At 66.0% G+C, this 21,009-nt stretch carries 16 protein-coding genes; 5 read left to right on the plus strand and 11 right to left on the minus strand.

The annotated features are described in order from the left end of the window. The first annotated feature begins 17 nt into the window (after window positions 1–17). Window positions 18–548, plus strand: a complete 531-nt coding sequence (locus DFS21_RS23750; protein ID WP_111533266.1) for an MgtC/SapB family protein — start codon at window positions 18–20, stop codon at window positions 546–548. A gap of 538 nt (window positions 549–1,086) precedes the next feature. Here the strand turns inward: DFS21_RS23750 and DFS21_RS23755 are convergent. From DFS21_RS23755 to DFS21_RS23765, 3 genes are all read right to left on the minus strand, one after another. Next, on the minus strand, window positions 1,087–1,986 hold the full coding sequence (locus DFS21_RS23755; protein ID WP_111533267.1) for a hydroxymethylglutaryl-CoA lyase: 900 nt from the start codon (window positions 1,984–1,986) through the stop codon (window positions 1,087–1,089). Window positions 1,987–2,006: 20 nt separating this feature from the next. Further along, window positions 2,007–2,408 carry a MerR family DNA-binding transcriptional regulator gene (locus DFS21_RS23760; protein ID WP_023631568.1) on the minus strand — a complete coding sequence of 134 codons (402 nt, stop codon included), beginning with the start codon at window positions 2,406–2,408 and terminating at the stop codon, window positions 2,007–2,009. An 83-nt stretch (window positions 2,409–2,491) separates the two neighbouring features. After that, on the minus strand, window positions 2,492–3,364 hold the full coding sequence (locus DFS21_RS23765) for a helix-turn-helix domain-containing protein (RefSeq protein ID WP_110701430.1): 873 nt from the start codon (window positions 3,362–3,364) through the stop codon (window positions 2,492–2,494). 171 nt (window positions 3,365–3,535) lie between these two features. Between DFS21_RS23765 and pobA the strand changes: the two genes are divergently transcribed. Further along, a complete protein-coding gene (gene pobA / locus DFS21_RS23770; protein ID WP_111533268.1) occupies window positions 3,536–4,723 on the plus strand; it encodes a 4-hydroxybenzoate 3-monooxygenase in 1,188 nt (395 codons plus the stop codon). An 8-nt stretch (window positions 4,724–4,731) separates the two neighbouring features. Here pobA and DFS21_RS23775 read toward each other — a convergent pair whose 3' ends face one another. After that, the gene (locus DFS21_RS23775) at window positions 4,732–5,394 is read right to left on the minus strand and encodes an ankyrin repeat domain-containing protein (protein WP_111533269.1); all 663 of its coding nucleotides are present in this window, start codon (window positions 5,392–5,394) and stop codon (window positions 4,732–4,734) included. Window positions 5,395–5,552: 158 nt separating this feature from the next. On the opposite strand from DFS21_RS23775, the gene DFS21_RS23780 reads away from it, so the two are divergent. Continuing rightward, window positions 5,553–6,434: a LysR substrate-binding domain-containing protein gene (locus DFS21_RS23780; RefSeq protein ID WP_023631572.1), complete on the plus strand. Its 882-nt coding sequence runs from the start codon at window positions 5,553–5,555 to the stop codon at window positions 6,432–6,434. A 13-nt stretch (window positions 6,435–6,447) separates the two neighbouring features. On the opposite strand, the gene DFS21_RS23785 is transcribed toward DFS21_RS23780, so the two are convergent. The 7 genes from DFS21_RS23785 to DFS21_RS23820 form a co-directional block, all read right to left on the minus strand. Then, window positions 6,448–7,176, minus strand: a complete 729-nt coding sequence (locus DFS21_RS23785; protein WP_102684991.1) for a thioredoxin family protein — start codon at window positions 7,174–7,176, stop codon at window positions 6,448–6,450. A gap of 924 nt (window positions 7,177–8,100) precedes the next feature. Next, window positions 8,101–8,883 (minus strand): amino acid ABC transporter ATP-binding protein, encoded by a 783-nt coding sequence (locus tag DFS21_RS23795; protein WP_110701417.1) that lies wholly within the window; start codon window positions 8,881–8,883, stop codon window positions 8,101–8,103. A 23-nt stretch (window positions 8,884–8,906) separates the two neighbouring features. Beyond that, the gene (locus tag DFS21_RS23800) at window positions 8,907–10,151 is read right to left on the minus strand and encodes an FAD-binding oxidoreductase (protein WP_110701415.1); all 1,245 of its coding nucleotides are present in this window, start codon (window positions 10,149–10,151) and stop codon (window positions 8,907–8,909) included. A 16-nt stretch (window positions 10,152–10,167) separates the two neighbouring features. Continuing rightward, a complete protein-coding gene (locus DFS21_RS23805) occupies window positions 10,168–10,878 on the minus strand; it encodes an ABC transporter permease (RefSeq protein WP_102685465.1) in 711 nt (236 codons plus the stop codon). After that, complete coding sequence (locus DFS21_RS23810; protein WP_046855416.1) at window positions 10,875–11,594, minus strand: ABC transporter permease; 720 nt, start codon at window positions 11,592–11,594, stop codon at window positions 10,875–10,877. The genes DFS21_RS23805 and DFS21_RS23810 overlap by 4 nt, the downstream gene beginning before the upstream one ends. A 104-nt stretch (window positions 11,595–11,698) precedes the next feature. Then, entirely contained in the window at window positions 11,699–12,451 is a 753-nt protein-coding gene (locus tag DFS21_RS23815; protein WP_023632571.1) for a transporter substrate-binding domain-containing protein, read from the minus strand. Window positions 12,452–12,477: 26 nt separating this feature from the next. Beyond that, window positions 12,478–13,350, minus strand: coding sequence for a MurR/RpiR family transcriptional regulator (locus tag DFS21_RS23820; protein WP_110701413.1), 873 nt, complete (start codon window positions 13,348–13,350; stop codon window positions 12,478–12,480). Window positions 13,351–13,493: 143 nt separating this feature from the next. On the opposite strand from DFS21_RS23820, the gene DFS21_RS23825 reads away from it, so the two are divergent. Then, window positions 13,494–14,519 carry an Ldh family oxidoreductase gene (locus tag DFS21_RS23825; RefSeq protein ID WP_110701411.1) on the plus strand — a complete coding sequence of 342 codons (1,026 nt, stop codon included), beginning with the start codon at window positions 13,494–13,496 and terminating at the stop codon, window positions 14,517–14,519. Window positions 14,520–14,845: 326 nt separating this feature from the next. Continuing rightward, window positions 14,846–21,009, plus strand: a 6,164-nt coding sequence (locus DFS21_RS23830) for a non-ribosomal peptide synthetase (protein ID WP_146603172.1), incomplete at its 3' end; no start/stop codon positions are given.

The raw sequence follows: 21,009 nt of genomic DNA on the forward strand, positions 1-21,009 counted from the left end.
ATCTCTGGAGACATCCGATGGAAGCATTCTGGCAAGCCTTTTTGGCGACGTTGCACACCGAATTCGCCGATGTCGCCGACGCGCGCGAGGTCTCGCGGATCCTCATCCGCCTGCTGATGGCGGCCTTGCTGGGGGCGGTGCTGGGCTTCGAGCGCGAGAGCAAGGGCAAGTCGGCCGGCGTGCGCACGCACATGCTGGTGTCCATGGGCGCGGCCTTGTTCGTCCTGGCGCCGAGCATGGCCGGGGCGGACGAGCAGGCGTTGAGCCGGGTGATCCAGGGCATCGTCGCCGGTATCGGCTTTCTCGGCGCGGGCACGATTCTCAAGGGCAACGGCCGCGACACCAGTCACGTCAAGGGCCTGACCACCGCCGCCGGGCTATGGATGACCGCCGCCATCGGCACGGCTGCAGGGATGGGGCGCGAGGCCACGGCACTGATCAGCACGGTGCTGGCGCTGTTGGTGCTGGCGAGCATGCCGTTGCTGGTGGAAAAGGTCGAAGGTGAGCATGAGGACAAGCGCGAGGAGGAGGAGGGCAGGAAGCACTGAGGGGAGCCGAAGCTCCCCTCATAAGCGTTGTTGCCTGCTCTTTTCTTATTATTGGAGACTGGCCTGTTGTTGTTTTTGTCGGCTGTCGTCTCTGCACTGCGGGGCCCCCAACCGGGGCCAAGAGCAAACGTATTTTTTTGAGCGCTGACCTGCGTTCATCCAACGTGATCCAACCTTGACTGCCGCTACCTCGGAGGTAGTTTTATTGTTCTTGCCAGGTTGCGGGGCCGGAACCCCTGGAATGCACGTCGACTCCAAAAAAATCTGCTTGCTACGCCTCTGCCGTGTTGTTCTTGTTATGTCAGAGCCGTTTACTGTTGTTTTTATTGGGTATCGCGTTTTTTGTTCTTGTTATGCCAAAAGATATAGCAGGTGGCGTGCCAACTTTTATAATCCCTTTAAAATCAATGGTTTGATGATTTTTCAGAGTGGGTTGGCACGTGAAAATTTGTCGAATTGTTTCCCTGTTACCCGATTTTCTTCTGCACAGCGTGTAGGCGGTAACACTCCACCCACACCTGTGTGACAACCGTGTGACTCAGCGAATGCCGCGGGCCTTCGCCACCCGCGATCCGGTGACGCGCCCGAGCACTTCGCTGATACGCAGGCCCGCGGCGATGAGTCGGTCCAGGTCGATGCCCGTGTCGATGCCCAGCCCTTGCAGCAGGTACACCACATCCTCGCTGGCGACGTTACCGGTGGCGCCCTTGGCGTATGGGCAGCCGCCCAGGCCGGCCACCGAGCTGTCGAACACGCTGATGCCCTCGAGCAGGCTGGCATAGACGTTGGTCAGCGCCTGGCCATAGGTGTCGTGGAAGTGCCCGGCCAGTTGCGCGCGGGGCACCTGGGCCGAGACCACCTCGAACAGGCGGCGGGTGTCACCGGCGGTGCCGGTGCCGATGGTGTCGCCCAGCGATACTTCATAGCAGCCCATGTCATGCAGGGCCTTGGCCACTGGTGCCACCTGCTCGGCGCTGATGCGTCCCTCGTAGGGGCAGCCGAGCACGCAGGAGACATAACCGCGCACCCGCACACCCTGGCTGCGGGCGGCCTCCATGATCGGCTCGAAACGCTTGAGGCTGTCACTGATCGAGCAATTGATGTTGCGCTGGGAAAACGCTTCGGACGCCGCCGCGAACACCGCCACTTCCTTCACCCCGGCGGCCAGGGCATCCTCGAAACCGCGCAGGTTGGGTGCCAGCGCCGCATAGGTGACCCCCTCGCGCTGACGGATACCGGCGAACACTTCGCCGGAGCCGGCCATCTGCGGGACCCATTTGGGCGAGACGAAGCTGCCCACTTCTATGTAGGCGAGCCCGGCGTCGGTGAGGTCGTCCACCAGGCGCACCTTGTCGGCGACGCTGATGGGCTGGGCTTCGTTCTGCAGGCCGTCGCGCGGGCCGACTTCGACCAGGCGGACATTCTTGGGCAATGACATGGCGGGCTTCCTGTGGCGGATCAACGATGGGTGTGCGGCGGGTTCAGGGTGGCGGCCAGGGCCTGCTCGCAACGCTCCTGGGCGGTGTCCAGCTCCAGGTGCATCTGCTGGATGTCGAGCATCTGCTGTTCGAGCTGGGCGCGGCGTTCGGCGATCTTCGCCAGCATGCTGGTGAGCTGTTTCTGGTTGCCGCCGGAGGGGTCATAGAGTTCGATCAGTTCACGGCATTCGGCCAGCGAGAAACCGATGCGCTTGCCGCGCAGGATCAGTTTGAGCGTGACCTTGTCGCGGGCCGAGTAGATGCGTTCCAGGCCGCGTCGTTCAGGGCTGAGCAGACCCTGCTCCTCATAGAAGCGGATGGCGCGGGTGGTGATGTCCAGTTCGCGGGACAGGTCGGAGATGCTGTAGGTCTGGCTGCTCATGCTTGCGCTCGGGGGAGGGAATGCGAGTAACCTAATGCCAGGTTGACGTATACGTCAAGCAAGGGCTGCGCTCGCCGTCCCGTTCAGGCATTCACGGACTTGCGGTAGGCCTTGGGCGTCTGCCCGTCGAGCCGTTTGAAGAACCGCGCAAAGTAGGTCGGGTCGCTGAACCCCAGGCTGTCGGACAACTGGCCGATGCTCATGCGCGTGTAGGCAAGATTGCGCCGTGCTTCGAGCAGCAGGCGCTGGTGGATCACCTGCAACGCCGATTGCCCGGCCAGCGCCCGGCACAGCTGGTTCAACAGCAGGCTGGTGATGCCCAGGCGCGCGGCGAAATCGTCCACGGCAAGGTGTTCGCGGTAATGCGCCTCGACCAGGCGCAGGTAACGGCCGAGCAACTGCTGGTCCCGTTCGTCCTGGCTGCGCGCTGGCAAGGCGGCTTGCTGGCGGTTGATCCACACCATCAGCGCGGTGACCAGTGCCTGCAGCATGGGGCCGCGGGCCGGGGCGCAGCCCTGGTACTCCTGCTGCAGCGTGTCGATCAGGCCGTGCAGGCGCACGCGGTCCTTGCCCAGCGGGTAGCACCGCGCCGCCGCCAGCACGCTCAGGGGGGCGCCGAGGCGCTTTTCCAGCTCGACCACCAAGGCCGTGCCGAACGTCAGCACATGCCCCTGGATATCGGCGCTGAAGCGAAAGCCATGGACAGTCAGCGGCGGCACCACCTGGATCGCCGCCTCGCGAATCACCCGGCGTTCGCCCTCGATCTCCACCTGCGCCTCGCCGCGCTGCACATAGAGCAGCTGGAACAGTTCTGCGTGTCGGTGCGGCTTGATCTCCCAGTGGTGCAGACGGCTGCGTGCCGGGATCGACTCGCAGTGCAGCAGGTCGGTATCCGGCCACGCACGGTGCTCGCCATACAGCTGGAACAACGGGATGCCAGGAAGGGGGCTGTGCATGGGGTGGGACCTGTCCGTTAATCGAACGAATTTCAGGAAAGTGCAGTTTTCAAAACGGATTTCGCACGTTCTGCACGTTTTTCAGCAGTAAAAATACAGGTGCAAACCCTAACAGCAGATGCGCGGCCATTGCCAGTGCAAAGCCGGCATCGTCATCGTGAGACAACAACAATGAAAACTCAGGTTGCAATCATCGGCGCCGGCCCGTCCGGCCTGCTGCTCGGCCAGCTGCTGCACAACGCCGGCATCGATACGCTGATCGTCGAGCGCCAGACCCCGGACTATGTGCTGGGGCGCATCCGTGCCGGCGTGCTCGAACAGGGCACGGTCGAGTTGCTGCGCGAAGCCGGTGTGGCCCAGCGCATGGATCGCGAAGGGTTGGTCCATGAAGGGGTCGAGTTGCTGGTCGATGGTCATCGCCAGCGTCTTGACCTCAAGGCACTGACCGGTGGCAAGACGGTGATGGTCTACGGCCAGACCGAGGTCACCCGCGACCTGATGCAGGCTCGCGAGCAGAATGGGGCGCCGATCATCTATGCGGCCAACAATGTCCAGCCCCATGACATCGAGGGGCCGCGGCCCTACCTGACGTTCGACAAGGATGGTCGCCAGCATCGGGTGGAGTGCGATTACATCGCCGGCTGCGATGGCTTCCATGGCGTGGCCAGGCAGAGCATCCCGGCCAGCGTGCTGAAGGTGTACGAGCGGGTCTATCCGTTCGGCTGGCTGGGACTGCTGGCCGATACCCCGCCGGTCAACCATGAGCTGATCTACGCCCATCACGAACGCGGTTTCGTGCTGTGCAGCCAGCGCTCGCAGACGCGCAGCCGCTACTACCTGCAGGTGCCGCTGCAAGAGCGGGTGGAGGACTGGTCCGATGAACGCTTCTGGACCGAGCTCAAGGCGCGGCTGCCACAGGCGGTGGCCGAGCAACTGGTGACCGGGCCTGCGCTGGAGAAAAGCATCGCGCCGCTGCGCAGCCTGGTGGTCGAGCCGATGCAGCATGGCCGCCTGTTCCTGGTCGGCGACGCCGCCCACATCGTGCCGCCCACCGGCGCCAAGGGCCTGAACCTTGCGGCCTCGGACGTCAACTACCTGTACCGGATCCTGGTCAAGGTCTACCGCGAGGGGCGCACCGACCTGCTGGCGCAGTATTCGCCCATGGCGTTGCGGCGGGTATGGAAGGGCGAGCGCTTCAGTTGGTTCATGACCCAACTGCTGCATGACTTCGGCGAGCACCAGGATGATTGGGACCGCAAGATGCAGGCGGCCGACCGCGAGTACTACCTGGGGTCGGCGGCGGGGCTGGCGAATATCGCCGAGAACTATGTGGGGCTGCCGTTCGAGGCTGTGGAATAGCGGGCGCGTCAGCGGCGCCTGGGGCTTTCCAGCAAGGCGACCATCTCGCGATAACCGCGTAGGCGCGCATGCTCCAACGCGGTCACGCCGTCCTTGTCGGCAATGAGCGGGTCCGCCCCGGCCGCCAGCAATTGGCGCACGATCTCCACATGTCGCGGGCCGCCATCGCCGAGGATCACCGCCTCGAGAAGCGCGGTCCAGTGCAAGCGGTTGAGGTGGTTCACATCGACACCGGCCGCGATCAGCAACTGCACGGTGCTCACATGCCCGCGTTCGGCGGCCGGGATCAGCGCGGTACCACCGTAGCGGTTGGTGCTCTTCAGGTCGGCGCCATGGGCCAGGGTCAGGCGCAGGATGTCGTCCAGCCCCCGTGCGCCCGCGTACAGGTAGGGGCTGTCGCTGATGTTGTCCTTGGCGTTGACGTCGGCGCCGGCCTCGATCAGTACCTTGGCGGCTTCCACTTCATTGGCGTGGGTGGCCACCAGCAACGCGGTCTGGCCCTGGTCGTTGCGGGTATCGGCCTGCGCGCCCCGGTCGAGCAGTTGGCGCACGGCAGGGGCATCGCCGCGGCGGGCGGCATCGAGCAACGCTGTGTTCATGGCGGGGGTCTCGGCGTGGCTGGCAAGGCTGGTGAACAGGGTCAGCAGCAAGGCGGTGAGCGGCAGGCGCATGGTGGTCGGCTCCTGATAGGACGAGGGTCCATGCTAGGGGGCCTGTGTTTGTAGCAGAAGTGAATAATCTGGATGGAGCCCAGTGTATTTGCGCATGTTGCCGGGTATCGGTGCCCGTGGTAGAAGTCAGGCCTGTCATTCAGAAGTCGAATATCAAGATGTCTGCCAGCGTAAAACCAAATAGGGCCTTGTTCGACCTCGACCTGTTGCGCGCCATTGTCGTGGTGGCTGACTGCGGCAGTTTCACCACCGCCGCGGCGCGCCTGCATTCCACGCAGTCGACCATCAGCCAGAAGGTCCGTCGCCTCGAGGACATGGTCGGCCACCGCCTGCTGGTGCGTGGCAACCGCGATGTGCTGCCCACCGATGCCGGGCAGACCCTGCTCGGTTATGCCCGGCACATGCTGGCCCTCAACGACCAGATGCTCGAGGCGTTGGCCGGGGCCATGGTCGGGGTAACCGTGCGCCTGGGCGTGCCGGAGGATTTCGTCGGCGGGCGCACCACCAATGCGTTGTCCGCGTTCAGCCGGCAGCATCCCCAGGTCAAGCTGGAAGTCACCAGCGGGCTGTGCCGCGATCTCAGCCAGGCCTATGACAACGGCGAGCTCGACCTGGTGCTGCTCAAGCAGCGGCGCAACAGCCGCGAGGGCGTGGCCTGCTGGCCGGAGCGCCTGCAATGGATCGACAGTGCGCGCATGCCGTCCTTCGATCTCGACCCGATTCCCTTGGTGACCTTTCCGCCACGCGGGCTGTACCGCGATGACATGATCAGCGCGATCGAAGGCATGGGCCGGCGCTGGCGCATCAGTTTCACCAGCTCGAGCCTCAGCGGTATCCAGGCGGCGGTGGCCGACGGCATGGGCATCAGCCTGCTGCCGCCGCGGGCAGCGCTGCTCGAGCACCGGGTGCTGGGCATCGAGCAGGGGCTGCCGGAGGTGGACAGCTACGAAATCGTCATCGTGCACCGGCCCACGGCGGATGTGATGGTCAAGGCACTGGCCGAGGTGTTGACGGAGTTGCTGGCGGTGCAGGCGATCTGATCCCGCCGGAAACTCACTCCTTGCAGCAATGCGGCTTGTCACTGGCACTTTCATAGCGATCATGATGGCGCACCCAGTCCATCGTCCCGTCCTCGTTGCGCCCAAGTGGCGCCAGGTCGAGGAAGTTGTACGCGTTGACCAGGATGTCCAGCCCGCGGGCATAGGTGGAATAGGTGTGGTACAGGCTGCCGTCGCTATCGCGGTAGAACGCGCTGAGCCCGGGCAGCTCCGTTTCGTCGCCGGTGTAGGGTTCGTAGTTGTACTGGGCGCTGCCATCGGTGGCGACAGTGACGCCGAAATCCTGGTTGAAGCGGCTGCCGTGCGAGGAAAACCATGGGAAGTGCCAGCCCATGCGCCGGCGGAACGCCTGGAACTCGGCAAAGGGCGCCCGCGAAACCGCCACCAGGGAAACATCGTGGTGGGCCAGGTGCAGGTTGGCGCCGTCGAAGTGGTCGGCCAGGAACGAGCAGCCTGGGCAGCCTTCGTGCCAGCCGTCGGCGAACATGAAGTGATAGACCAGCAACTGGCTGCGTCCGGCGAACAGCTCGCCCAGGCTTAGCTCGCCGTCCGGGCCCTGGAAACGGTAGTCCTGCTCCACCGCTACCCAGGGCAGGGCGCGGCGGGCGGCGGCAAGCTCGTCGCGTTGATGGGTGAAGGCTTTCTCGTGCAGCCAGAGCTGGTGGCGGGCGGCGAGCCACTGGCTGCGGGTTGCCACGGTGTGTTTGGGAGTGGGATGGCTCATGGGCGTGACTCCACGCTTTGGGGTTCATCCCGTAGTCGGGTGGCCTTTGGGTAATTCGACAGGTTTTATCCGTTATCGACGAATGGTTGATCCACTGTTTGCTCTTGCTCTTGCTCTTGCTCTTGCTCTTGCTCTTGCTCTTGCTCTTGCTCTGCTTTTGCTTCTAAGCGCGCGATAGTTCAGGCGACACCAATTGCGACTTCAGGAGGCCGAACGGAGGTCTTGCGGAGGGAGGTGACGGGCATGGATGCCCGTCAAGCGCTGCGCCCCAGGATGGGGCGTTCAGCGCGGTCCTCCCGGGAGCAAGGCCGGAGTGAGGGGACCCGGAGCGAAGCGGAGGGCCGGATGAATGGAGCGAGCGGTTTTTGCCTTCTTTTGCCCGCGTGCAAAAGAAGGTCGCCGTAAAGGCGAAAAGGTGAGTATGCGTCGACATCGCAAATGAATGCGTTTACAACAATAAAAACCGATGCCGATTGATTTTGATTTTGATTTTGGATTTTCACAGCGTATGTTTTGAAAGTTATATACGCATTCATTAACCATGTCGACGTACAGTCACCTTTTCGCCTTTACGGCGACCTCCTTTTCTCTTGGGAAAAGGAGGCAAAACCGTTCGGCTCCGTTCATACGGCCCCTACGCTTCGCTCCGGGGTCCCCTCACTCCGGGCTTGCTCCGGGAGGACGCGCCGACGGGCCATCCATGGCCTGATCGGCGCTTGACGGGCATCCATGCCCGTCACCTCCCTGCGCAAGCCCTCCGTTCGGCCTCCTGAAGTCGCAATTGGTGTCGCCTGAACTATCGCGCACTTAGAAGCAAAAGCAGAGCAAGAACCGATCAAGATCAAGATCAAATCTTTATATATTGCAACGCTGTTTTGCCGGAGGCTGACTGGGTTGCTTATATCTGCGCAGGACCACGAACCACTAATGCAGGATCTGCTTCAAAAACGCCTGTGCCCGCGCCGTCCTGGGCTGCCCGAAGAAGACTTCCGGTGAAGAGTCCTCAATGATCTGCCCACCTTCGAGAAACAACACCCGCTCCGCCACCTGTCGGGCAAAGCCCATCTCGTGGGTCACGCAGAGCATGGTCATGCCGGTGCCGGCCAGTTGCACCAGCACATCCAGCACCTCGGCCACCATCTCCGGGTCGAGCGCCGAGGTCGGCTCGTCGAACAGCATGATCCTCGGCTTCATGCACAACGCCCGGGCGATCGCCACCCGCTGCTGCTGGCCGCCGGAGAGCTGGCTGGGGTACTTGTGCGCCTGGCTTTCGATCCCGACCTTGCTCAGGTACGAGCGCGCCCGTTCCTCGGCGTCCCGCCGCGACAGGCCGCGCACGCTCATCGGTGCCAGCAGGCAGTTGTCGAGCACGCTCATGTGCGGGAACAGGTTGAAGTGCTGGAACACCATGCCGATTTCGCTGCGCACCTGGCTGGCTTGGCGGCCAGTGCTGGCAAGGTCGGTGCCAGCCACGCGGATGCTGCCCTGCTGGGCGATCTCCAGGCGGTTGATGCAGCGGATCAGCGTCGACTTGCCCGAGCCCGACGGGCCACAGAGCACGATTCGTTCGCCCTCGCGCACCGACAGGTCGATATCGTGCAGCACATGGAACGCGCCGTAATGCTTGTTCAGGCCCTCGATACGGATCAGCTCCGGGCGCGGGTCGGGGGCAGGGTGCAGGCTGGCAAGGCTCAAGGGTGCGGTCATCTTGTTGTTCTCCCGCTCAAGGTTCAGGCGAAGCGTGCGGCGCTGTAGGGCGCAGGGTCGGTGAAGGGGCGCTCGCCGGTCATCAGCTCCGCCAGCAGGCGGCCACTGACCGGGCCCAGCGTCAGGCCATGATGGGCATGGCCGAAGTTGAACCACAGGTGCTTGTGCAGCGGCGCCGGGCCGATCACCGGGCGCATGTCCGGCAGGCAGGGGCGACGGCCCAGCCAGGGCTTGTCGTCCAGGCGCTCGCCCAGGGCCGGGAACAGCTTGCGCGCCAGGGCCTCGCAGCGGCGCAGCTGGATCTCGTTGGCCGGGGCATCGCTGGCGGCGAACTCGATGCCGGTGGTCAGGCGCACCCCCCGGGCCATCGGCGCCAGGACATAGCCGCCCTGGGTGTCGCAGATCGAGTGGCCCAGTTCGACGCCGTCGCGGGTCGCGTAGTGCATGTGATAGCCGCGCTTGATCCCCAGCGGAAAGTGGTAGCCCAGCCGTTCATAGAGGTCGGCCGACTGCGGGCCGAGGCAGGCCACCACCTCGTCGGCGGTCAGCGTGCCGCGGCGGCTGTCCACCTGCCAGCCGTCCTCGACCTGGCGCAGGCTGCGCGCATCGCCGTGGAGGAACTGCCCGCCACGCTGGACGAACAGCGCGGCGTAACCACGGGTCAAGCCGCCGGGGTTGCTCACGGTCTTCGGGTCGAGCCAGTGGATGCCACCGATCACCCCACCGTCCAGTTGCTGCTCGCGGGCCTGCAGTTGCTCGCGTTCGAGGATCTCGTAGCGCAGGCCGTAGCGGGCCAGGCCTTGAAGGTCGTGCTTGGCCTGGGCGAACAGCGCGGCGTCGCGGTACACCTCGATCCAGCCCTTGGCCTGCACCAGCCCTTGCAGGCCGGCGGCTTCGATCAGTACATCGTGTTCCTCGACGCTGCGCTGCACCAGCGGCAGCATGTCGGCGGCGGCCTTGGCCAGGCGCCCGGGAGCGGACTGGCGCCAGTAGCTGAGCAGCCAGGGTGCGGCCTTGGGCAGGTGGGCAAGGCTGTAGCGCACGTCGGGCTGGCGGTTCAGGCCATAGCGCAGCAGGGCGCTGTACTGGCGCGGGAAGGCATAGGGGATCACGCTGGAACGCTCGATCAGCCCGGCGTTGCCATGGCTGGTGCCGCTGCCTGGCTCGTCGCGGTCGATGAGGATCACCTGGCGTCCGCGGGCCTGCAGATGCAGGGCGGTGCTGACGCCGACGATGCCGGCGCCCAGGACGATGGTCTGGCAATGCATGGAAGATTTCCTTCAGTCAGTTCAGGTGGCGGCCCAGGCGGGCTTCCAGGTGTTTCAAGGTGCGCCGGACCACCTCGACGATCAGCAGGTAGAGCACTGCCGCCCACAGGTAGATCTGGAAGTCGAAGCTGCGCGAGAAGGCCAGCTTGGTCACCCCCATCAAGTCGTAGATCGTCACCAGCGAGGCAATGGCGCTGGCCTTGATCATCATGATCAGCTCGTTGCCCAGCGGGCCTATGGCTACCAGCAGCGACTGTGGCAGGACCACCTTGAAGAAGGTGGTCGAGCGCTTGAGGTTGAGTGCCTTGGCCGCTTCGTACTGGCCCGGCGCGACCGCCATCAGGCTGGCGCGGAAGATCTCGGCCTGGTAGGCCGCCGTGTTGAGGGTGAAGGCGAGCAGGGCGCAATACCAGGCCTCGCGGAAGAACCACCAGAGGCCCAGCTCCTGCCAGAAACCCTTGAGCGAACCCAGCCCGTAGTACAGCAGGAACAGCTGGGCCAGCAGCGGTGAACCGCGGAAGAAGTACACGTAGCCAGCCGCCAGGCGTCGCAGCACGCGGCTGGGTGACATGCGCGCCAGCGCCAGGAGCATGCCCAGCAGCGCGCCGAGGGTGAACGAGATCGCCACCAGCTTGGCGGTGACCAGCAGGCCATCGACGAAACGTGCGCCGTAACGGTCCAGCAAGTCCGGGTCGAGCACGTAGGCCAGCAGTTGCTCCAGGCTCATGGGCGGGCTCCTTGCAGGTGGCGGTTGCTGCGCCGCTCGAGCAGGGCGAAGACCCTGCCCGATAGCGCCGAGAACAGCAGGTAGACCAGGCAGGCGACGCCGTAGAACAGCATCGGCTCCTTGGTCACGCTGACCGCGAGATTGGTCTGGCGCATCAGGTCGATCAGCGAGATGGTCGAGACCAGCGAGGTGTCCTTGAGCAGGCTCAGCCAGTTGTTCGACAGGCCCGGCAGGGCGATGCGCGTCAGTTGCGGCAGCACCACCTTGAAGAACCCGGTGCGCTTGCCCAGGCCCAGGGCCGCGCAGGCCTCCAGCTGGCCCTTGGGCAGGGTCTTGAAGGCCATCAGCCAGATCTCGCTGGAGAACGCGGCGAACACCAGGCTGAAGGCGGCCATGGCGGCGAGGAAGGTGTTGATCAGCACCTCGCCTTCATAGCCCAGCGCGGCGAGGAGCTTCTGCGCGGCGATCTGGCAGCCGTAGTAGATGATCAGCAGGGTGAGCAGTTCGGGCAGGCCGCGAAACACCGTGGAGAAGAGGGTGGCCCAGGCCCGCGGCAGGCGTTTGCGCGAGCGCGCGGCGAGCGCCACCAGCAAGCCCAGTGGCAGGCCGATGGGCAGGCAGGCCAGGGCCAGCGACACGGTCACCAGCGCGCCGGCCAGCAACGCCTGGCCCCAACCGCCGCTGGCAAAGGAAAGCAGGGAGAGTTGATCGAGCATGGCTAACCCCCAGGAAACAGGTGCCCTGGTGGGAGCGGGCTTGCCCCGCGATGGCGTGGTTCACTGATCAGGCGCCATCGCGCGGCAGGCCGGCCTCCACGAGATTACTGGTAGATGTCGAAGGCGAAGTACTTGCTCGCGATCTTCTGGTAGGTGCCATTGGCCACGATCGCCGCCAGCGCCTCGTTCAGCCGCGTGCGCAGGGCCTGGTCGTCCTTGCGTACGGCAATTGCCGCGTCGGCCTTGGTGCCGTCGACATCGCCGAGGATCTTGCAGCAGTCCTTGCCATTCTTGTTCAGCCATTCGTGCAGCGGGAACTTGTCGGCGATCACCCCGTCCAGGCGCCCGGCGGCAAGGTCGGCGTTGGCTTCGTCAAGGGTCGGGTACAGCTTCACGTCCGCGCCGGCCTTGCCGTATACGTCCTCGGCGTAGATCGCCTGGGTCGAGGCGGATTGCGCGCCGACCGTGTAGCCCTTGAAGTCGGTCTGCGCATCGCTGATCGGGCTGTCCTTGGCGACGGCCACGGTCAGTGGGGTGCGGTAGTAGTGGTCGGTGAAGGCGATCTTCCGGCGCCGTTCCTCGGTGTCGATCATCGAGGCCACCACCGCATCGTACTTGCGCGCCATCAACGCCGGAATGATGCCTTCCCAGTCCTGGGCCACCAGGGTGCACTCGACCTTCATCTGTTCGCACAGGGCATGGGTGATGTCGATGTCGAAGCCGTGCAGCTTGTTGTCGGCATCGACGTAATTGAAGGGCGGATATGCCCCTTCAGTGGCAAAACGCAGGGTCTCTGCACTGGCGTGGCCCGCCAGCAGCAGGGCGCACGCACCCACCACAGCCATGGTTCCTTTCATCTCGCACCTCGGTCATCGCACTCTTGCTATTGTTGTTTGCCCGCCGGCCACGAGGTGTAGCCGACGAACTCGTTATGTAGAGCGGCAGTTGCTTCCAAGCGTTTTTCAACATCCGGTCCGAGCTGCTTGCAGACCTCGTTGACCATCAGGTGCACCCACGACAGCATGGTCGCGGTGGATTCCCAGAACAGGTTGAATTCGGTGGGGATGCGGAACACCTCGTCGGCTTCGGCATCGGCCCAGTCACAGAAGGTGTCGGTGACCAGGGTCACCGGAATGCCCAGCGCACGCGCCTTGTGGCACAGCTGCTGGGCGTGGCGCGAATAGCGGCGCGCCTCGAACACCACTAGCGCGCAGTCCTGCGGGCGCCCCAGCAGTACCTCGCCGAAATGCCCGGCGCTGCCATCGACCAGTTGCACGCCGTCGCGCAGGTACTGCAGCAGGTGGCTCATGCACATGGCCACGCCACGCTCGGTCTGAAAGCCGGCGACGAATACCCGTGGTTTGTCGGCCAGGCGCCGAGCGACCTGTTGCCAGGTTTCGCCGCGGCTGTACTCGTGCACGCGCACCAGCGCGGCCATCTCCAGCTCCAGGCTGCCTGAGCGCTGGTCGTCCTCGGGTTGCTGGCGAAACGCCTGCAGGCGGTCGCCGGCCAGCCACGGGCCGTCGCCCAGGTCGTTCTGCAGGTCCTGCTTGAGGGCCTTGAGGTGGGCATAGCCCAGGGCGCGGCAGAAGCGGCCGACGCTCGATTCGCTCACGCCCAGCTTGGCGGCGATGCTGGCCGAGGTCTGGAACGGCAGCTCATGGAGGTTGGCGAGCATGTAGCTGGCGATCTGGCGGCCCGAGGCGGCAGCGGTGTGCAGGCTGCTTTCCAGGCGTTGCTTGATCGATTGGCTCATGGTCGGTTCCGGCTGATTTCTGGCGTGGAAGCCAAAATGGCTGTTTTCTGTCATCAAGTCAATATTTGACAGATAGCTGTCATTGGCGGGAAAGTCTGTGCAGTTGCGCTGTAGCGATTCCAATTCCAAGAAAGGAGCTCCAGATGTCTTCACCTTCCACCGGCCCTGTCGTGCGCGTGCCTTTTACCGAACTGCGGGCGTTATTGCAGTCGATCTTCGCGCGGCATGGCTGCAGCGCGGCGGTAGCTGCCGTGCTCGCCCACAACTGCGCCAGCGCCCAGCGTGACGGTGCCCACAGCCACGGGGTGTTCCGTATTCCCGGTTATGTCTCGACCCTCGCCAGCGGTTGGGTCGATGGCCACGCCGAGCCGCAGGTAACCGACCTGGCGCCAGCTTATGTGCAGGTCGATGCCAAGGGTGGGTTTGCCCAGCCGGCCCTGGCCGCCGCCCGCGCGCTGTTGGTGGAGAAGGCGCGCACGGCCGGCATCGCGGTGCTGGCGATCCATAATTCGCACCATTTCGCCGCGCTGTGGCCGGATGTCGAGCCATTCGCCGATGAAGGCCTGGTGGCCCTGAGCGTGGTCAACAGCATGACCTGCGTGGTGCCCCATGGTGCGCGCAAGCCGTTGTTCGGCACCAACCCCATCGCCTTCGCCGCGCCTTGCGCGGGGCACGACCCGATCGTCTTCGACATGGCCACCAGTGCCATGGCCCATGGCGACGTGCAGATTGCCGCCCGGGCCGCCGAACAGCTGCCGCCGGGCATGGGCGTGGATGCCGCCGGCCAGCCGACCAACGACCCCAAGGCGATTCTCGAAGGGGGGGCCTTGCTGCCGTTCGGCGGCCACAAAGGCTCGGCGCTGTCGATGATGGTCGAACTGCTGGCGGCAGCGCTGACGGGGGGCCATTTTTCCTGGGAGTTCGACTGGTCCGGGCATCCGGGGGCAAAGACCCCATGGACCGGGCAGTTGCTGATCGTGATCGACCCCACCAAGGCGCAAGGTGAGCGTTTTGCCCAGCGCAGCCGCGAACTGGTGGAGCAGATGCAGGAAGCGGGGCTGACGCGCATGCCGGGGGAACGGCGCTACCGTGAGCGTGAAGTGGCACTGCGCGAGGGCGTGGGTTTGACCGAAGGGGAGTTGGCCGAGTTGCAAGCGCTGGCTGGCTGAACCCGCTCTTTTGTCAATCGGGGAGTCAGGCGCCTGAGCGGCCTGGCTCCCTCGTGTGGTGTTTTGCAAATACGACCAATAAATCGCGAGCGATTTTTGCGCTCAGGCAAGGCGTCGCGACGAGTCGTAGCCCAGCTACGGCGAGGAGCGACAACGCCGCATGAGCGCAAAAAGCGCCGCGAGCTATGGTCGTTATTTGTGAAACACCACACTAGCGTTGAACCCTTCTGCTCCTGCCGTTGTCCCCCCTTCCCATGTCAGCCCGCCCCCCCGCGATCCATTAGCGTTCCGAGCATTTCCGACTGGCAAAAGCAGGATGCTTACCAATGCTCTTCAGCGAACTCATGGCAGCGCTTTCCACCCGTGCGATCCGACTCCAGCGCGAGGAGGCCGACCTGATCGTCGAGGGCGATGACGACACCCTCGATGACGCGCTGTGGGACGCATTGGCGGCGCACAAGCCAGCGCTGCTGGAGATGCTCGCGGGCCTGGAGCATGGCTGGCTGAGCCCGGCGCTGCGCATCACCCCCGACATGCTGCCCCTGGCCGGGCTCGACCAGGCCGCCATCGACCGCATCGTCGCCACGCTGCCCGGGGGCGCGGCGAATCTGCAGGACATCTACCCGCTGGCGCCGCTGCAGGAAGGCATGCTCTACCACCACCTCACGGCCGCCGAGGGTGACCCCTATGTGCTGCAGGCCCAGCTGCGTTTTGCCAGTCCGGCACACCTGCAGGCGTTCGCCGAGGCGCTCGACTGGGTGATCCAGCGCCATGACATCCTGCGCACGGCACTGGCCTGGGAATACCTGGACCAGCCGCTGCAGGTGGTGTGGCGCAAGGCGCCCCTGGCTTGCGAGGCAGTCGCAAGCCTGGACGATGACGAGCCGCTGGAGCAATTGCGCGCCCGTTTCGACACGCGTCATTACCGCATGGACCTGGCCCAGGCCCCCTTGCTGCGGCTGGTGCATGGCCAGGATCGCGACGGCCGGGTGCTGGGCTTGCTGCTGTTTCACCACACGGTCATGGACCACACCGGCCTGGACATCGTGCGCCGCGAGATCCAAGCCTATCTCGCAGGTGATGGCGAGCGGCTGCCAGCGCCGGTGCCGTTCCGTGACCTGTTGGCCAGAAGCCGCCAGGCCCAGGACGAACAGGCCCATGAAGCATTCTTTGGCGCCATGCTGGCCGATATCGATGCGCCGACCCTGGCCTTCGGCGTCCAGGAGGTGGCCGGCCAGCCCATGGAGGAAGCACGGATCACCCTGGCGCCCGGCCTCAGCCAACGTCTGCGTGCCCAGGCCCGGTTGCTCGGGGTCAGCCCGGCCAGCATCATGCACCTGGGGCTGGCGCGCCTGCTGGGGGCGTGGTCCGGGCGCGAGTCGGTGGTGTTCGGCAGCGTGCTGCTGGGGCGCATGGCGGCGGGCGAGGGCGGTGAACACGCCCTCGGGATGTTCATCAATACCTTGCCGCTGCGGGTCGACCTGCAGGGGCAGGGTGTGCGCGATGCACTGTTGTTGACCCACCGCCAGCTGACGGCATTGCTCGGCCACGAACAGGCGCCGCTGGCCCTGGCCCAGCGTTGCAGCGGTGTGGTGGCGCCGATGCCGTTGTTCAACAGCATGCTCAACTATCGCCATAGCGCGGCGGGCGACGCCGCCGCGGTGATCGCAGTGGCGCCGGGCATCGATGTGGTCGGCACCGAAGAGCGTACCAACTACCCCTTGAACCTGGCGGTCGACGATCTGGGTGTCGACCTGCGCCTGACGGTCCAGGCCCTCGCCGAATGGGGCGCCGAGCGGCTGTGCGGGCAACTGCGGCAGGTGTTCGAGGGGCTGGTGGAAGCGCTCGAGCGCGCCCCCGACCTGCCCGTGCTGGCGCTGCCGGTGCTGACGCCCGAGGAGCGCCATCAACTGCTGACCGGCTGCAACACCACGGTCGCCGAACACGACCTCGACCTGCCGTTGCACGCGTTGTTCGAGCGCCAGGCGCTGCTGCATCCACAGGTGGTGGCCATCGAGGCGGAAGGTGAACAGCTGACCTATCGGCAGCTCAACGAACAGGCCAACCGCCTGGCCCACCATTTGATCGCCCTGGGCGTGCGCCCCGACGACCGGGTGGCGATCTGCGTCGAGCGTGGCCCGTCGATGGTGGTTGGCCTGCTGGGCATCCTCAAGGCTGGTGGCGCCTATGTGCCAGTGGACCCGAGCTACCCGGCCGAGCGCATCCGCCACATGCTCGTCGACAGCGCGCCACTGGCAGTGCTGGTGCACGCGGCCACCCGCGAGGTGCCGGGCGCGCTGGCCGTGCCGCAGATAGACCTCGACCAGGCGGGCTGGGAAAGCCTGCCAGCGACCGACCCACGGGTGGCCGGGCTGACCTCGCGCCACCTCGCCTATGTGATCTACACCTCCGGTTCCACCGGGCTGCCCAAGGGCGTGATGGTCGAGCACCGCAGCGTGGTCAACCTGGTGCACTGGAGCGCCGGGCTGTGCCCCGCGACTGCGGACGGCGCGGTGCTGCACAAGACTCCGATCAGTTTCGACGCCTCCGTATGGGAGCTGTTCTGGCCGCTGGGCAGCGGCCTGCGCCTGGTGCTGGCGCGGCCGGACGGCCAGCGTGACGCGGACTATGTGGCGCGGCGAATCATCGAGTCCAGGGTCAGCGTGGTGCAGTTCGTGCCGGCGCTGTTGCAGCAGTTCCTCGAACAGGCGCGCAGCGCGCAGTGCAGCAGCCTCACCGACATCGTCTGCGGCGGGGGCGAGCTGACCGAAGCCCTGGTGCGCCAGGTGCGCGAGCGCCTGCCGCAAGTGCGCCTGCACAACGTCTACGGCCCCACCGAAACCACGGTCGATTGCAGCGTCTGCACCCTGGAGCCTGATCAGCCCGTGCCGGAAGGCGCGCTGCCGATTGGCCGGCCGATCGACAACACCCGCCTGTACGTACTGGACGGCACGGACCAGCCGCTGCCCTGGGGCGTGGCCGGGCACCTGCACATCGGTGGCGTGGGCGTGGCGCGTGGCTACCTGGGCTTGGCCGGGCAACAGGCCGAACGCTTCATCGACAGCCCGTTCGTGCGCGGCGAGCGCCTGTACCGCAGCGGTGACCTGGTGCGCCAGCGCGCCGACGGTTCGTTGCAGTTCCTCGGCCGCAATGATCATCAGGTCAAGCTGCGCGGCCTGCGTATCGAACCGGGCGAGATCGAAGCCTGCCTGAACCGCGTGGACGGCGTGCGCGAGGCGCTGGTGCTGGTCCACGAGCACCCGCACAGCGGCCAGCGCCTGGTGGCTTACCACACTGGCCAGGATCACGCCGCGCAGTACCTGCGCGAGCGTCTGCTGGAGCAGTTGCCGGAGTACATGGTGCCGGCACTGTTCATCCACCTCGATGGCATGCCGCTGACGCCCAACGGCAAGGTCGACCGCAAGGCCCTGCCGACCCCCGAAGCGCCGGTGCGCCAGTACCAGGCGCCCCAGGGCCCGATCGAGACCGCCCTGGCGGCGATCTGGGCGGACCTGCTGGGTGTCGGGCCTGTGGGGCGTGACGACAACTTCTTCGAACTGGGCGGCCATTCGCTGCTGGCGGTACGCCTGGTGGAGCGCATGCGTCAGCAGGCGCTGGAGGCCGATGTGCGGGTACTGTTCAGCCAGCCCACGCTGGCCGCGCTGGCAGCCTCGGTGGGGGGGCGGGCCGCTGTCGACGTGCCGGCCAACCGTATCCCGGCAGGCTGCACACGGATCACCCCGGACCTGCTGCCCCTGGCCGACCTCGGCCAGGACGCCATCGACACGCTGGTGCGGCAGGTCCCCGGTGGCGTGGCCAACGTCCAGGACATCTACGGCCTGGCCCCGCTGCAGCAGGGCATTCTTTACCATCACCTGGCCAGCGAAGGCGCCGACCCCTATGTGGTGCAGGCGCGTTTCGCCTTTGCCGGGCAGGCCGAACTGGACGCCTTCGTCGCCGCGCTGAACCAGGTCATCGCCCGTCACGACATCCTGCGCACCAGCCTGCATTGGCAGGGCCTGGACGCGGCGGTGCAGGTGGTCTGGCGCGAGGCGCCGCTGCTGCTGAGCCCGGCGCTCGAAACACCGCGCCTCGACCTGGGCCAGGCGCCATTGCTGCGCCTGAGCAGCCAGCGCCAGGCAGGGCGGCTGGAGGCGACCCTGCTGCTGCATCATATTCTTGTCGACCACACCGCCGTGGAGCAGCTGATGCTCGAGGTGGGGGCGTTGCTGCAAGGCACCGCAGAGCTGCCGGCCAGCATCCCGTATCGCAACTACGTGGCCCAGGCACGTCTTGGCGCGGACCCGCAGGCCGACGAGGCCCTGTTCCGCGAGCTGCTGGGCGATATCGACGAACCGACCGAGGCGTTCGGCCTGCGCGAGGCCATGGCTGACACTCATTCGGTGGGTGAAAGCCGTTGGCCCTTGGAGCCGGCGCTGGTCGCACGCCTGCGCGGGCAGGCCAGGGCGCTGGGGGTCAGTGTCGCCAGCCTGGTGCACCAGGCCTGGGGCCAGGTGCTGGCGCAGATGTCCGGACGCGAAGAGGTGGTGTTTGGCACCGTGCTGCTCGGTCGCCTGCTGGGCGGCGAGGGCGCCGATCGGGCGCTGGGCATGTTCATCAATACCTTGCCGCTGCGAGTCAGCGTGGGTGCTGCTGGCGTGGCCGAGGGCGTGCGCCTGACCCACCAGCGCCTGGCGCGCCTGCTGGCCCATGAGCAGGCCTCCCTGGCCCTGGCCCAGCGCTGCAGCGGCGTGCCGGCCTCGCAGGCGCTGTTCAGCAGCCTGCTGAACTACCGCCACAGTGCCGGCCAGCCCGCGCAGGGGCCCGTCTGGCCGGGGATCGAACTGTTGGCCGCGCAGGAGCGCAGCAACTACCCACTGGTGGTCAGCGTCGATGACTATGGGGATGATTTCCGGTTGACGGTGCAGGCCGTGGCGTCGGTTGATGGCGAGCGCGTCTGCCGCTTGCTGCAGTGGGCCCTGACCCAGTTGGTCGCGGCGCTGGAGCAGGCGCCGCAGGTCGCGCTGCACAGCTTGCATGGTTTGCCCATGGTCGAGCGCGATTGCGTGCTGGGTCGCTTCAATGCCACGGCACGCGACTACCCGCGCGAGCTGGCCGCCCACCGCCTGTTCGAAGCCCACGCCGCGAGCACGCCCGAGGCGCTGGCGGTGATCCACGGTGAACGCCAGTGGAGTTATGCCCAGCTCGATGACCAGGCCAATCGCCTGGCGGTCTACCTGCTCGAGCAGGGCGTGCGCGCCGGTGATCGCGTGGCCTTGCTGCTGCCACGCTCCTTCGACCTGTTGGCGGCCCAGTTGGCCGTGAACAAGTGCGCGGCAGTGTTCGTGCCGCTGGACGGCAATGCCCCGGCCGAACGCCAGGCGTTCATGGTCGGCGACAGCGGGGCGGCGCTGCTGCTGACCCACAGCGACCAGCCCGAAGTGGCGGCGGTGCGCCGGGTCGAACTCGACCGGCTCGACCTGAGCACCTATGCGGCTGCGCCGCTGGGGCTGGCGGTGGACGCCGGCAGCGCGGCGTACATCATGTACACCTCCGGCTCCACCGGCATGCCGAAGGGCGTGCAGGTGCCGCACCGGGCCATCGTGCGCCTGGTGATCAACAACGGTTTTGCCGACTTCAATAGCCAGGACCGCGTGGCGTTCGCCTCCAACCCGGCGTTCGACGCCAGCACGCTGGAAGTCTGGGCGCCGCTGCTCAACGGCGGCGCGGTGGTGGTGATCGACCAGGACCAGGTGCTGTCGCGCCAGGGCCTGCGTGAGGTGCTGCTGGAGCAGGGCGTCACGGTGCTGTGGCTGACTGCCGGGCTGTTCCACCAGTTCGCCGACGACCTGCTGCCGGCGTTCCGTGGCCTGCGCTACCTGATGGTCGGTGGCGACGTGCTGGACCCGGCGGTGATCGCCCGGGTACTGCGTGACGGCGCGCCGCAGCACCTGCTCAATGGCTACGGCCCGACCGAGGCCACCACCTTCAGCACCACCCACGAAATCACTGCGGTGGGTGAGGGCAGCATTCCCATCGGCAAACCGATCGGCAACAGCCGTTGCTACGTGCTCGATGCCCGCCAGCAACTGCTGCCGGTGGGGGCGGTGGGCGAGCTGTATATCGCCGGCGACGGCGTGGCCCTGGGTTACCTGGGCCAGCCGGAACTCACGGCTGAACGCTTCCTGCCCGACCCGTTCAATGGCGGCACGATGTACCGTAGCGGTGACCTGGTCAGCTGGCAGGCCGACGGCACCCTGCGTTACCTGGGCCGCGCCGACCAGCAGATCAAGCTGCGCGGTTTCCGCATCGAACTGGGCGAAATCGAAGCGCGCCTGGGCGAATGCCCGGGCGTGCGCGACGCGGCGGTGATCGTGCGCGAAGACGCGCCGGGAGACAAACGCCTGGTGGCGTACTTCACCGGCGAGGCCCCGGCCATCGGCGAACTGCACGAGCGCCTGCAAGGCGTGCTGCCGGACTACATGCTGCC

Source organism: Pseudomonas sp. 2848, assembly GCF_003253945.1.
Classification (GTDB): domain Bacteria; phylum Pseudomonadota; class Gammaproteobacteria; order Pseudomonadales; family Pseudomonadaceae; genus Aquipseudomonas.